Annotated in this window: 17 protein-coding genes and 1 tRNA gene; 12 read left to right on the top strand and 6 right to left on the bottom strand. The window is 36.6% G+C overall.

The genetic code is table 11. The annotated features are described in order from the left end of the window. Position 1: 1 nt before the first annotated feature. Positions 2-382: a RidA family protein gene (locus tag FW778_RS09235; protein ID WP_150414307.1), complete on the bottom strand. Its 381-nt coding sequence runs from the start codon at positions 380-382 to the stop codon at positions 2-4. Positions 383-459: 77 nt separating this feature from the next. Between FW778_RS09235 and FW778_RS09240 the strand changes: the two genes are divergently transcribed. The 7 genes from FW778_RS09240 to FW778_RS09270 all read left to right on the top strand — a co-directional run bounded on the left by FW778_RS09240 (position 460) and on the right by FW778_RS09270 (position 5,305). Continuing rightward, positions 460-1,089 carry a 3-hydroxyacyl-CoA dehydrogenase family protein gene (locus tag FW778_RS09240; protein WP_150414308.1) on the top strand — a complete coding sequence of 210 codons (630 nt, stop codon included), beginning with the start codon at positions 460-462 and terminating at the stop codon, positions 1,087-1,089. Between the two features lie 6 nt (positions 1,090-1,095). Continuing rightward, positions 1,096-1,770 carry a tRNA (adenosine(37)-N6)-threonylcarbamoyltransferase complex dimerization subunit type 1 TsaB gene (tsaB, locus tag FW778_RS09245; RefSeq protein WP_150414309.1) on the top strand — a complete coding sequence of 225 codons (675 nt, stop codon included), beginning with the start codon at positions 1,096-1,098 and terminating at the stop codon, positions 1,768-1,770. Positions 1,771-1,891: 121 nt separating this feature from the next. After that, entirely contained in the window at positions 1,892-2,245 is a 354-nt protein-coding gene (locus tag FW778_RS09250) for an ArsR/SmtB family transcription factor (RefSeq protein WP_150414310.1), read from the top strand. A 139-nt stretch (positions 2,246-2,384) separates the two neighbouring features. Next, complete coding sequence (locus FW778_RS09255) at positions 2,385-3,083, top strand: rhodanese-like domain-containing protein (protein ID WP_150414311.1); 699 nt, start codon at positions 2,385-2,387, stop codon at positions 3,081-3,083. Between the two features lie 308 nt (positions 3,084-3,391). After that, positions 3,392-3,883 (top strand): amidohydrolase family protein, encoded by a 492-nt coding sequence (locus FW778_RS09260; RefSeq protein ID WP_150414312.1) that lies wholly within the window; start codon positions 3,392-3,394, stop codon positions 3,881-3,883. 276 nt (positions 3,884-4,159) lie between these two features. Next, positions 4,160-4,615, top strand: a complete 456-nt coding sequence (locus FW778_RS09265) for a YMGG-like glycine zipper-containing protein (protein ID WP_202552136.1) — start codon at positions 4,160-4,162, stop codon at positions 4,613-4,615. Between the two features lie 162 nt (positions 4,616-4,777). After that, positions 4,778-5,305, top strand: a complete 528-nt coding sequence (locus FW778_RS09270) for a DUF4399 domain-containing protein (protein WP_150414313.1) — start codon at positions 4,778-4,780, stop codon at positions 5,303-5,305. 78 nt (positions 5,306-5,383) lie between these two features. Here FW778_RS09270 and FW778_RS09275 read toward each other — a convergent pair whose 3' ends face one another. Together FW778_RS09275 and FW778_RS09280 are read right to left on the bottom strand one after the other, a co-directional pair. Next, a complete protein-coding gene (locus FW778_RS09275; protein ID WP_150414314.1) occupies positions 5,384-6,451 on the bottom strand; it encodes an NADH:flavin oxidoreductase/NADH oxidase in 1,068 nt (355 codons plus the stop codon). A gap of 58 nt (positions 6,452-6,509) precedes the next feature. After that, complete coding sequence (locus FW778_RS09280) at positions 6,510-7,166, bottom strand: DsrE family protein (protein ID WP_150414315.1); 657 nt, start codon at positions 7,164-7,166, stop codon at positions 6,510-6,512. A gap of 148 nt (positions 7,167-7,314) precedes the next feature. Between FW778_RS09280 and FW778_RS09285 the strand changes: the two genes are divergently transcribed. Beyond that, positions 7,315-8,358 (top strand): NAD(P)-dependent alcohol dehydrogenase, encoded by a 1,044-nt coding sequence (locus FW778_RS09285; RefSeq protein WP_150414316.1) that lies wholly within the window; start codon positions 7,315-7,317, stop codon positions 8,356-8,358. Between the two features lie 132 nt (positions 8,359-8,490). On the opposite strand, the gene FW778_RS09290 is transcribed toward FW778_RS09285, so the two are convergent. Next, positions 8,491-9,114, bottom strand: a complete 624-nt coding sequence (locus FW778_RS09290) for a superoxide dismutase (protein ID WP_150414317.1) — start codon at positions 9,112-9,114, stop codon at positions 8,491-8,493. Between the two features lie 114 nt (positions 9,115-9,228). Then, positions 9,229-9,708 (bottom strand): nucleoside deaminase, encoded by a 480-nt coding sequence (locus FW778_RS09295; RefSeq protein ID WP_235906166.1) that lies wholly within the window; start codon positions 9,706-9,708, stop codon positions 9,229-9,231. An 11-nt stretch (positions 9,709-9,719) separates the two neighbouring features. Here FW778_RS09295 and FW778_RS09300 point away from each other — a divergent pair, with 11 nt between their 5' ends. Both FW778_RS09300 and FW778_RS09305 read left to right on the top strand, forming a co-directional pair. Beyond that, the gene (locus FW778_RS09300; protein ID WP_150414318.1) at positions 9,720-11,099 is read left to right on the top strand and encodes an aldehyde dehydrogenase family protein; all 1,380 of its coding nucleotides are present in this window, start codon (positions 9,720-9,722) and stop codon (positions 11,097-11,099) included. Between the two features lie 106 nt (positions 11,100-11,205). Further along, positions 11,206-11,727, top strand: coding sequence for a glutathione peroxidase (locus FW778_RS09305; protein WP_150414319.1), 522 nt, complete (start codon positions 11,206-11,208; stop codon positions 11,725-11,727). 107 nt (positions 11,728-11,834) lie between these two features. Here FW778_RS09305 and FW778_RS09310 read toward each other — a convergent pair. Continuing rightward, positions 11,835-11,906: transfer RNA gene (locus FW778_RS09310), tRNA-Arg, on the bottom strand. 223 nt (positions 11,907-12,129) lie between these two features. On the opposite strand from FW778_RS09310, the gene ku reads away from it, so the two are divergent. After that, positions 12,130-12,906: a non-homologous end joining protein Ku gene (gene ku, locus FW778_RS09315; protein WP_150414320.1), complete on the top strand. Its 777-nt coding sequence runs from the start codon at positions 12,130-12,132 to the stop codon at positions 12,904-12,906. A gap of 1 nt (position 12,907) precedes the next feature. Further along, the gene (locus FW778_RS09320; protein ID WP_150414321.1) at positions 12,908-13,525 is read left to right on the top strand and encodes a DNA polymerase ligase N-terminal domain-containing protein; all 618 of its coding nucleotides are present in this window, start codon (positions 12,908-12,910) and stop codon (positions 13,523-13,525) included. Positions 13,526-13,533: the final 8 nt, after the last annotated feature.

Genomic DNA, 13,533 nt, shown 5'->3' on the forward strand with positions numbered 1-13,533 from the left:
TTTATTCCGCGGCTATCATACTTATTTCAACGTTAACATCTTTAGGTAATCCTTTAACTGCCACTGTTTCCCTGGCAGGGAAATTTAAATTAAAGAATTTACCGTAAACCTCATTGACAGATGTAAACAAGCTCATATCTTTTAAAAAGATGGTTGTTTTTAACACATGTTCAAACTCAAGCCCGGCTTCATTCAAAATTGCCTTTAAATTACTCATTACCTGTTCGGTTTCTTTTTGGATGTTATCAGTAATGAGTTCAGACGTACCCGGTTTTATGGCAACCTGCCCCGAGATAAAAAGCATCCCGTTAGCTTTCACTGCCTGGCTGTAAGGCCCTATAGGATCGGGTGCATGTGATGTATTAATAATTTTCTTGTCCATTTTTATTTTTTAAAAGAGGATAATAAAGTTGCAAAACTTTCCATCAAATAACAAACCTATTTTTGCAAAAAATTAATATGAAGTTGATTGTTGTAGCAAAGGTAGAACAACAGGAAGAAATTCTATTAAAGAATACTAATCGTGATGTGGAAATAATTTTTTCGGGTACTGGCGCAGAGTTAGACGGTAATGAAAATTGTGACGCGGTTTTTTATTTAAACGAGGATGAGATTACCGATATAAATAAGTTTCCTGGCAAACCGGTTTATATTAATTCTGTTATAGAAACCTTAGCAGAAAAGAAGTTGCCGGATAATTTCAGCCGCATAAACGGATGGACGGGATTTCTAAAAAGACCGATGTGGGAAATAGCAACCAACAACAGAAATGTTACCAGCAACCTATTTGAGCAACTTGGGTGGAATGTTGTTTTTGTAAAAGATGAGCCGGGATTAGTTGCTGCACGTGTAATTAGTATGATTGTAAATGAAGCGTTTTTTGCACTTGGAGAAAGCGTTAGTACAAGGGAACAAATCGATCTTGCCATGAAGCTCGGGACAAACTACCCGTATGGTCCGTTTGAATGGGGAGAAAAAATAGGGTTAAACAATATTTACAACTTATTGCAAAAACTATCGGCAACGGATAAACGCTATTCTGTTGCACCTTTTTTGAAAAAAAAATATTTTGAATTGCCTGGTCAATAAAATAAAATGTCTTACATCTTAAATATTCATATTGCCACTGAAACAGCTATCATCAACATAATAAAAGACGGGAAAATTCTCGGAACTTTTACAAATAATGATACGAAGCAACACGCATCTTTTCTTCACACAGCAATCAGGGAACTATTACAAACGCACGAAGTGGATATAAAGAAATTGAGCGCTGTGGGTGTTAGTGCCGGTCCCGGCTCTTACACAGGCATACGCGTTGGGCTTTCCACGGCAAAAGGGTTGTGTTATGCCTTACATATTCCACTTATAACTTTTAATTCTTTAGAGTTGATGGCCCTTTCTGCAATTGTGGCTATCGGGGATGCTGAGGCCCTTTACTGCCCAATGATTGATGCCAGGCGAATGGAAGTTTACGCTGCGCTTTACGATTACAAATTACTGGAAATCGCCCCTCCTTCGGCAATGGTTGTTGATGAAAATTCTTTTGCTGACATACTGCATTCAAAAAAAATATATTTCACAGGCAGCGGTATTGATAAATTTAAAACAATCACAAAAAATATAAATTCTGTTTTTATAAATTGCCGAATTTCAAGTGAATCTTTGTGCTCGGTTTCATGGAAAAAATATTACAAAAAAGAATTTGAAAACATCCCCTATGCCCAACCGTTATATATAAAAGATTTTTATACTATTTTGAAAAGATAAAGGCTGATGCCTGTAAAAGACTTTTATTTTTTTTTATTTAACCTCCTATATATTTTTATTGTCAATATGTATCTTTGTGTAGTTGTGAGTTAAGGTAATATAATTAATAAACTATAATATTATGACCGTTTCCGGCCCCATCCAATATTTAAATGAAAAAGGGCAAGGCGCAGAAAATGAAAACCTTCCTGATATTGATTACCACAATGTTAAAAAGGCAGCCCTGGTTTTAAGGGCATTAAATCATAAGCTTCGGCAACAGGTGATTAAAACCATTCACGAGAATAAAAGGCTTACCGTTACTGAGCTCTATGTAAAGTTGCGCCTTGAACAATCTGTTGCGTCACAGCACCTCGCTATCTTAAGAAAAGCAGGAATTGTAACTGCCAAACGTGATGGTAAATTTATTTTTTATACAATAAATTTTTCCAGAATTGATGCCATTAATCAATTTGTAAAAAGTCTTGTAGGATGATTTTTTAACTTCCACTTCCCACATCCTTTACAATTTGGTTCTCTTTTATTTTTACTTTTGCAAATAATTTTTAATCAAGCTATTTCTTAGAACAAATGGATTGATATATTGATTAAAAATTATTTAAAAAAATATTTATATGTATTTGAAACAAATAAATGCCGACATCAACCCTGAAGGATCAGGCAGCCTTTCGCCATTAAATGTAAATGACTTTAAATCGAAAATGGCGGGCGACAGTTTGGTTCTTGATACAAGATCGGCCGCAGAATTTTCCAATGGCTTTATTCCAGGCTCGATATTTATAGGCCTGGAAGGAAGATTTGCTGAATGGGCCCGAAGCATTTTATCTTATCACCTGCCCATTATTTTGGTTACCGATTTTGGGAAAGAGGAAGAAACCGTTATAAGGCTTGCCAGCAGTGGATTTACCAAGGTTGAAGGCTATCTTAGTGGCGGGTTTGAATCCTGGAAACAAGCTGGTGAAAAAATTGATATTATTATCGATATTGAAGCTGATGAATTTGCTATGGATATTCCTTTCGATGATAATCTTATAATTGTAGATGTTCGTGAAGAAAATGAATTTAATGAAGGCCATGTGAAAGATGCCATCAACCTGCCGTTAACCGATATGACAGATATTGCGCAAATTGCCCAACTGGAAGAAACCCAAAATATTTATCTGCATTCTGCAAGTGGCTATAGAAGCCTGATAGCTGCTTCCGTCTTAAAGAAACAAGGTTATCATAATATTAGAAATGTTGTAGGCGGATGGGTAAAAATTAAAGAGCAAAATGCTATCAAAACTGAAAAAGAAGCAAGAATATTAAATTAAAACCTACATCAATAACAGCTCCAAAAAATTTTTTTTTATTGATTCTTTGGATATAATTTTGAGATCAATTTATGAATCTCCCTAATCTATAGCTGCTCCTCTGCAACAAAAGAATTTAGTCCATTCTTTCTTTTAGAATCCAATTTCAAGTTCCGAAAAATATAGTGCTGTTCCTCTGCAAAAGGCTTGTTCAAATTATTAGAACTTACTGATTTTAGTTACGGGTTGATTAAAAAGTCAATCGAACATTGCTGGCTTTATAGATACAATTTTAGCAACATTTATTTCAGCACTATAAACTCTTATTTATGAAACAAAAATTTCTTTCAACTTTTATGTTGTTCATTATCGGCTTGACCATGCATGGTCAAACTTTACAACTATGGACATGGGATACCTATAGAATTAAATTTAAAGCACCGGATAATCTCGTAGTTCAGAAAAATGATGCAACGGTTTACGAGGCCACCAATAAGGCTATGGCATTGGATATTTATCCGCGTAAAGGAGAAAATCTTACTTATGACGGTATGAAAAATGCTATTATTAAGTGGGCAAATGATTTAGACCTAAGTTACAATACAGAAAATTCTGCAGGCGATACTCAACCTATTTATCTTGAAAATATTAATGGGTATTGGGGTTGTGCTATTGACGGCTCCAAAACTGGTTTCCCTGCAACTGTAATGCTTATAGTAAATCCTGACTATCCCGACCTGAGTTTTTATATCTGGATATCTTATTCGAAGGAATACTATCACGATGCTGTGGCTGTTTTAAAGAGCTTTACGCCAATGTAATTAAGCCAAAGAAAGTTTAAGCGATTTAATATCGACATAATCTGGTGTACAGGTATGAACCGCTCGGAATATATGATATGATTGGAATTTTTTTTTATAATTTAAACCGCCGTAATGACGTGGCGGTTTTTTTGCGTAGGTGTTTATTGTTGTCTAGTACCGAGTTACGTATGATGAATTTAGCAATATATATTTCTGGCATAGTTTTCTCTGGCGTGGGGTAGGATAAGCGACTTTACAGATAACGCATAATAAGGACAAAAAAATAAGTGAATTATGAAAAAATTATTAATAGTCATTGCAATGGCCTCTGCTTTTGGAGCATGCAAAAACGGCTCTTCAGATTTAGAAACTAACAAGGTAATGCTTACTGACACTACTGGCCGGTATAACAATACCACTTCATCAGATACGGCTATAACAACACATAAGGTGACAAAGCCTTATAATCATGAATCGAATGAAAGTAGCAGTAAAACAACAAGTTCATCATCTACGTCGGGAGATAAAACACGCTCAACAACTAGTGAGAAAACTACTACAACCACAACCGCTACAAAGAAAGGCTGGAGTAATAGAGCAAAAGATGCTGTTATAGGTGGAGCGGCCGGCGCAGTTGGGGGCGCCATTATTAGCAAAAAGAAAGGAAAGGGAGCTATAATTGGTGGTATTGCCGGCGCAGCGGGCGGATATATCATCGGTAATGCAAAAGATAAAAAAACAGGCAGATAATTTTTACAGCTTATTTTTAAATTAAATTAACGATGAAATGAAAAATCAGTTAGTAAGAATTTTCCCTGAGTCCGAAGTTTATAAATTTTATTGCTCCATGACAGAATATTTATCATTTTGACTGATATTTAAAACATTTATAATAAAATTCAAACATAAGCGATGAAAAAATTTCTTTTTGCTCCCGCAGTACTCTTAATTGGATTGATATCCTGCAATTCCGGAACGGGGAATGAGAGCTCTTCTTCAGATTCAACAAGTAGTCAGAATGACACCACGACCATGCAGGCTGACTCGTCTCATACTGCAATGAATACTACAACGATGGATGCACTACCGGCTGTTCCCGCCGGAGCGAAGGTTTATTTTAAAAACCTTAAAGATGGTCAAACGGTTTCATCTCCATTAAAAGTAGAAATGGGTGCCACGAATATTTCTGTTGATTCAGCAGGAACAATAAAACAAAACTCAGGGCATTTTCATATTATAATTGATGATGGCGATTCTACAGCCTCTGGAGTTGTTGTGCGTAAAGACAGTACTCACCTCCATTTTGGAAATGCGCAAAAAGAAGCAACTGTTACTTTATCGCCGGGCAAGCACCGCTTAGCACTACAGTTTGCAGATGGAATTCATCGTTCTTATGGAAGTAAATTATCCGAAGCAATTACTTTGAATGTAAAGAAATAAATTTCAAAATAACTCAAGTCAACTCCGGCACAACCGGAGTTTTTTTATTTGATAAAGGGAGCTATGTATAAATTGCGGTCAAGCTTTTTTAGCTCTTTCATATTGAAGGGGCCAGGGTATATCAACATTGAGTTCCCTCGCGGCATGTAACGGGAAATAAGGGTCTCGTAAAAACTGCCGGGCTATCACAATAATGTCGGCCTGGCCTTTAGCAAGAATTTCTTCTGCCTGTTCTGCTGTAGTAATAAGCCCTACAGCACCAGTGAGTATCCCACTTTCTTTTTTAATTTTTTCTGAAAAAGGAACTTGATACAGTGCCCCTAAAGTAATTTTTTGATTGTGCGAATTGCCTCCGGAAGAACAATCTATGAGATCAACTCCTTTAGCTTTTAAAATTAATGCAAGCTCTACAGAGTCCTCTATGTTCCAGCCTCCTTCAATCCATTCAGTGGCAGAGATACGGACAAACAGTGGCAAATCTTTTTTAATTACTTTCCTTACGGCTTCAACAATTTCCACTAATATTTTTATACGATTTTCAAATTGCCCTCCATATTCATCGGAACGTTTGTTACTTAACGGAGATAAAAATTCATTTATTAAATATCCATGCGCCGCATGAATCTCGAAAACTTTGAAACCCGCCTTCAATCCCCTTTCTGCCGCTGCGCTAAAATCATTTATCACTTTGTCAATATCATCTTTATTCATTTCTCGTGGTAATGGTTCACCCGCTTTATAAGCAATTGCGCTGGGCGCCAGGGTTTGCCATGCGCCTTCATCATTTTGTAAAGCTTTGCTGCCTTTCCACGGACTCGAGTGACTTGCTTTTCGTCCTGCATGTGCAAGTTGTATTCCCGGGACCGTGCCGTTTTCTTCGAGAAATTTTGTAATTCGTTTGAGAAATTCTATATGCTCATCTTTCCATATGCCAAGGTCATCGGGCGTAATCCGTCCTTCAGGTGAAACGGCGGCGGCTTCAGTTAAAATAAGACCCGCTCCCCCAACAGCGCGGCTACCTAAATGCACTAAATGCCAGTCATTGGCAAAGCCATCAATGCTGGAATATTCGCACATAGGCGACACTATTATCCTGTTCTTAAGTTCAATGCTCCTGATCTTTATAGGTTCAAAAAGTAATGCCATTATTATCTATTGTTGAAGAATAAAAAATAATATTTAATAGGAGTTATCCATATATTTTTTACTTGTTTTCTTCACTAATTCCATACCATACATATCCCTGTCCAATATAATTAGACAGAACCGTTTGCGCAGTTAATGATACTTTAACGCCCGGATATAATTCTTGTTTTTTAATATCAAGAAAATTCATAGCCTGGCCACAGGCAATAAACTTTGCCCCATTTTTCATCAGGTCTAAAATTAATTGACTGTTTGGATTATCTTTCTTGTATTCGGATTGATAAACCCCATTATTCCGGATTGAAAAAAGAGAAGGCCCATGCACAACTATAACGGGATGAATGTGCGAAATAGGTATGCCGGAAGCCACATGTAAATTAAGTACCCGTGCTATTTCTACAAGGCCGGGATTTAATTTTTCGTGAGTGGAATCTTTAAAATTAAGGGTAAACTCAAACAGCAATTTATACTGGCGTTTGGGGCTTGGAATTTCATCTACACCTTCTACCGGTAATACTCCCGAAAAAGTGCCGGCCTTTATTAAAGGAAAATAAGCCAGGCTTGCAAGCTTTGCCCACTTAACGCTGTCTTTACGGGCGGCCGTTATACTATCATCTACCTTTTTATCGGGCGAATTTTTAACTTCTGTGTTTTGAGAAAATAATGGATTAAGAAAACAGGTACAGCAACAAACTATAAGAAGAAATTTATTCATAATGGGTTTTTTAATAAAGTTGCATTTAATCTATACATTAAAAAAATTTACTTTGATGATAGTTGTAGCCGTAAAAAAATACTTAACAGATACTTACCGGCTATTCAAACTTTTTACGAGTTAAATTTGTTGTTCTAAAAAAATATATATGTCAGAAACAAAAGCCTATGCAGCCAAGAGTGCTGCAACTCCGCTTGAACCGTGGAGCTTAGAAAGAAGAGATACAAAGCCACACGATGTGGCAATAGATATTTTATATTGTGGTGTTTGCCATAGTGATTTACATACTGCAAGAAACGAATGGGGTGGCACTGTTTATCCCGTTGTTCCAGGTCACGAAATTGTTGGCCGTGTTACCAAAGTGGGAGATCATGTAAAAAAATATAAGGTGGGTGATGTTGTGGGAGTTGGTTGTATGGTAGATAGTTGCCGTGAATGTGATAGTTGTAAAGAAGGGCTTGAACAATATTGTTCGGGTGGAATGGTAGGAACCTATAATGGACAAGAAAGAGATGGAAGTGGCGTTACATACGGAGGCTATAGCAAGCACATTATAGTTACAGAAGATTTCGTTTTAAAAGTGTCAGAAAAGTTACCACTGGAAGGAGTGGCGCCACTTCTTTGTGCAGGTATAACTACTTACTCTCCGTTACGACATTGGAAAGTGGGCAAAGGAGATAAGGTTGGTATTTTGGGCCTGGGAGGTCTGGGACACATGGGTGTAAAATTGGCCGTGTCGTTTGGCGCGGAGGTTACTATGCTTAGCCATTCCCCATCAAAAGAGGTGGATGCAAAAAGATTAGGAGCTCACAAATTTCTTTTAACGAGTGATAAGGAACAGGTAAAAAAGGTGAGCAATTATTTTGATTTTATATTAGACACCGTTTCGGCCCCTCATGATTATAATATATATCTCAATATGCTTAATACCAACGGAGTAATGGTTTGTGTTGGTGCACCTTCTGAACCAGCACATTTACCCGCTTTCAACTTGATCATGCAAAGAAGAAGTCTAGCAGGTTCATTGATCGGCGGCATTCCTGAAACACAGGAAATGCTTGATTACTGTGCGGAGCATAACATTACATCCGATGTGGAAGTAATAAATATTAAAGACATCAATGAAAGTTATGAGCGTATGTTGAAGGGCGACGTACGTTACCGGTTTGTAATTGATATGGCAACTTTATAGAATAGAGATTAAAACGCTTTTTCAATTTAAGTTGGTTGAAAATAAAATGTATAAAAAAACCGTCTCAATAATGAGGCGGTTTTTTATATAATTGCGTTTAACCGAAACAGTTATGAAAAGGTTATAAATTCCTTAAGCTGCTGCCAACTTCCCTACAGCCTTTTCGTAATGCTCTGCAACTTTTTTCCAGTTAACAATATTCCAGAAGGCTTTTAAATACTCCGGCCTCCTATTTTGATACTTTAAGTAATAGGCATGTTCCCATACATCGCAGCCCAATATAGGCTTGCATTTGCATTCAGCAATATCCATTAAAGGATTATCCTGGTTGGGAGTTGAACATATAGCAAGCTTGCCATCAAGAACACCCAGCCATGCCCAGCCGCTGCCAAATCTTGTAACCCCTGCTGTGTTGAATTTTTCTTTCATTTCATCGAATGATCCGAAAGCTTCATCAATTGCCGCCGCTAAATTTCCTTCTGGCTTGCCTCCGCCATCGGCAGATAAAATTTCCCAGAAGAAACTATGATTCCAATGACCACCGCCATTGTTTCGAACCGCCGCACTTATTTTTCCTGCATTTGCAAGTAATTCTTCCAACGATTTATTTTCGTTGGGTGTGCCAGCAATTGCTTTATTAAGATTATCAACATAAGCCTGTTGATGCTTGTCGTGATGAATTTGCATGGTCTGTTGATCAATATGTGGCTCCAGTGCATCAAAGCCATACGGAAGAGCCGGTAATGTAAATGCCATAATATATATTTTAAAAAGTGAACAATTATTTATGTAGACAAATTTACTTACTATATGTTGCAAAGCATGAAAGCATTGAAATATTTCCTCAATGCGAAAATAGATTTTAACTGACTAACGCTTTTTTTTGAAAAAATTTTGCATCATCATAACACAATCATCCGCATAAATGTTGCCAACAATTTGTGTTTTTGGATGGAGCTTAACTTTCGCAAGGCCTCCGTGCTTTGGATCCGATGCTCCATACACCAGCCTTCCAATTTTGCTCCAATACAATGCACCACAACACATCGCACACGGTTCAATTGTAACGTATAGGGTTGCTTCCGGTAAGTATTTTGATCCCAGGTAATTAAAAGCAGATGTGAGTGCGATAATTTCAGCATGCGCCGTTGAATCATTAAGTGTTTCAACCTGGTTATAACCGCGGCCGATTATTTTATGTTGCATAACAATAACTGCCCCTATCGGTACTTCATCTGCATCAGCTGCCCGCTGAGCCTCCATCAAAGACTGTTTCATAAAAAACTCATCATCCATATTTATCCTTTCTTTATTATTATTTTGAAAAGATGAAGTTACCTTGAGAAACAAATGTAGCAGTTATGAGTGATTTAAATTTTGCATTTAAAAATCTACGCAGTTTTTATGAAAGCGGCGTAACTCTTTCCTATGAATTAAGGATAAAACAATTAGAAATCTTTAAAGAAGCCATTATAAAATACGATGAAGAAATAAATGCCGCATTATATACCGATCTTAAAAAAAGCAAAGAAGAAACATGGGCTACGGAGACAGGGCTATTGATGGCAGAAATTAAAAATGCCATTAAAAATTTACACAAATGGATGCGTCCAAAAAAAGTTGCTGCAGGATTGGTAACTTTTCCTTCATCTGCAAAAATTTACAGAGATCCATTGGGTGTCGTGTTAATAATTGCTCCATGGAATTATCCTTTACAATTGTTATTACTGCCGTTGGTTGGTGCTATCGCGGGAGGAAATTGTGCAGTATTAAAACCTTCGGAACTTGCGCCTGCAACAGAAAAACTTATTGTAAAAATTATTGAAGAAATCTTTCATGAAAATTATATAAAAGTTATAACCGGTGATGGCGCCGCGGTGGTCCCTGCTATTATAAATCAATTTCGTTTCAATCACATTTTTTATACAGGGAGCACAATAGTTGGTAAAGAAATTTATAAACTCGCCGCAAAAGATTTAGTTCCGGTTACATTGGAACTAGGCGGCAAAAGTCCCTGCATTGTTTATGAAGATGCTGATGTAAAAGTCGCAGCAAAAAGAATTGTTCTTGGTAAATTTTTAAATGCGGGACAAACATGTATCGCGCCGGATTATATTTTGGTACATGAAAAAGTGAAAGAAATTTTATTAAATGAATTAAAAGAGGCAATTCAAAAATTTTATTCTTTCGATCCATCAACCAGCAATGATTTTGGAAAAATAATTAATGAAAGCCGTTTCAATAAATTAGTTAGCTATTTAACGGAACAGAATATATTTTACGGCGGAAAAAATAATAAAGACGCTTTGTATATTGAGCCAACAATTCTTACCAATATTTCGTTAGAGGATGCTGTTATGAATGAAGAAATTTTTGGGCCGGTATTACCGGTATTATCATTTTCTTCCACAGAAGAAGCGATGCAAATGGTTCGGCAAAATGAAAATCCTTTGGCATTTTATTTATTTACCAAAAACAAAAGTACGGAAGATGAATGGACAAAGAAAGTTGCGTTCGGAGGTGGATGTATAAACAATACAGTGTGGCATTTTGCCAACGAACATTTTCCTTTCGGCGGCGTTGGAAACAGCGGTATTGGCGCCTATCATGGCAAAAAAACTTTCAATGTTTTTACACATGCAAAGCCTGTTTTAAAAACTTCTACATCAATAGATCCTTCATTAAAGTATCCGCCATTTAAAGGAAAACTGAAATGGTTTAAAAAATTAATTGGTAACTAAAAATGATAAATTTCTCAACTCGTGAATCTCTACTTTGGGATAAATCAGAAATAATTAACTAATGTCTTTCATAAAAAAGATAATTGCTTCTTCTTATAATTTGCGAATGAAATTTTCCAGGCTTACAGGCCTCGGAATTAAGGTGAGTAAAAATATGTCAAACAAAAATGCTCTTGTAAATTTTTACTCTTTAAAGGCGACTTCAAATAATGGCGAAGAAATTCAATTTGAAAAATATCGCGGCAAGCAAGTTTTATTGGTAAATCTTGCCAGTCAATGCGGTTATACGCCACAATATACAGAGCTTGAACAACTAAATCAACAAAATAAAAATATTATTATTCTAGGTTTTCCGTCCAATAATTTTGGTGCACAGGAGCCCGGAAGTGATGAAGAGATTGCTGAATTCTGTAAAATAAATTATGGCGTAACATTTCAACTCTTTACAAAAAATGATGTAAAGGGGAAAAATAAACAACCCGTTTACCAATGGCTAACTGAGTCAAATAAAAATGGATGGAATCACAAAGAACCGACATGGAATTTTTATAAATATCTGGTTGATGAAAAAGGTAATCTTTCAAGCATATATTCGTCTTCCGTTTCTCCGCTTGATATTACATTGTGATTGGTAAGTTCAGGTTGCACCCTCCTTGGCATTAAAAGCGATTAGCCGTTCGTATAATTCAGTTCGGCTTTAATTAAAATATTTAGGGAAAAAACGGAGTAATTAAGTAGTCCCGACAGGAATCGAACCTGTATCAAAAGTTTAGGAAACTTCTATTCTATCCATTGAACTACGGGACCTGCTTCCGTTTAAAGGATGGCAAAATTAATGGTTTCGTACTGAAATTCCATCGGTGTCTTGATCGATTGTTGGAATTGATGAAGTTTCGGCGATTGCGTGGAATTATTTACCCAGCAATCTTTTTGTGTACCTTAGTAATGTCTTATAACGATGGACCAGTAAGGACTTCATAATAAGGCATAATACTTTCTATGTATAAATTATCTCCTTAAATATAAAGTTATGCGACCAATATGGACAGGTGCTATCGGATTCGGCCTAGTAAATATTCCGGTAAAATTGTATAGCGCCACTCAAAGCAGTAATCTCGATCTTGATATGCTCGATAAAAAAGATCATTCGCATATTAAATACCTGCGTATTAATGAAAAAACCGGTAAAGAAGTTGGCTGGGAAAATATTGTAAAGGGTTACAAGTTAAATGATGAATATGTAATATTGGATGATAAAGATTTTGAAGCAGCCAGCGCAAAAAAAACAAAAACAATTGAAATATCAGATTTTGTAAAGGAAGAGGAAATCAGCAGCCTTTATTATGAGACTCCCTACTATCTGGAACCCGATAAATCCGGAACAAGGCCCTATGAATTATTGCGGGAAGCTTTATTAAAAACAAAAAAAGTAGGCGTTGCCAGTTTTGTAATGAGAAGCAAAGAAAGCCTTGCCATACTAAGACCAGACAAAGATGTAATCGTATTAAACCGTATTAGGTTTGAAGAAGAAATAAGAGACACAAGTGATTTATCGCTCCCAAAAAATACAACCGTAAAGCCTGCCGAGTTAAAAATGGCTATAACACTTATTGACCAACTTACCGGGAAATTTGATATTTCAAAATATAAAGACACATACAACGGCGAGCTTCTTAAATTAATAAAAGCCAAAGCAAGTGGCAAAAAAATTAAAGCTCCGCAAATGAAAATTGTTCATAATAAAACCAAGGACCTGATGGAGCAACTGAAAGCAAGCCTTGATGTAAAACGAAAAAAAGCTTCTTGATATGGCACTTACTCTTTACAAAAAAAAAAGAAATTTTAAAGAAACATCTGAACCCGCAGGTAAGGTAAAAAAATCGGTATCTAAGCTCGCGTTTGTGGTTCAACGTCACAAGGCCAGCCGCCTGCATTATGACTTCAGGCTTGAGCTGGATGGCGTTCTTAAAAGTTGGGCTGTCCCCAAGGGGCCGTCTTTAAATCCAAAAGATAAACGTTTAGCCATGATGGTTGAAGACCATCCTTACGCCTATAAAAATTTTGCAGGAGAAATACCGGAAGGGAATTACGGAGCCGGCATTGTGGAAATATGGGATGAAGGAACCTATAACGATATCGAGAATTCATCAAAAGATGTTGCGGTAAAAAGACTTCGTGCAGGGTTAAAAGCCGGTAATCTGAAATTTCAATTATTTGGTAAGAAACTCAAAGGCGAATTTGCTTTAGTAAAACTAAAAGATAAAGAAGATAATAGCTGGCTGCTAATAAAGCATAATGACGATTATGCGGTGGACAGCGATTATAACAGTGAAGAACAAACGCCAAAAAATTCACCAATAAATAAATGGCTGGATGAAAATAAAAAGCAGCCAGCGAAAAAAAAAAGTTCGTCCAAACTTCCATAATTCCTGAT

The sequence above is a fragment of the Ginsengibacter hankyongi genome (genome assembly GCF_008710285.1).
GTDB classification, from domain to species: Bacteria; Bacteroidota; Bacteroidia; order Chitinophagales; family Chitinophagaceae; genus Ginsengibacter; species Ginsengibacter hankyongi.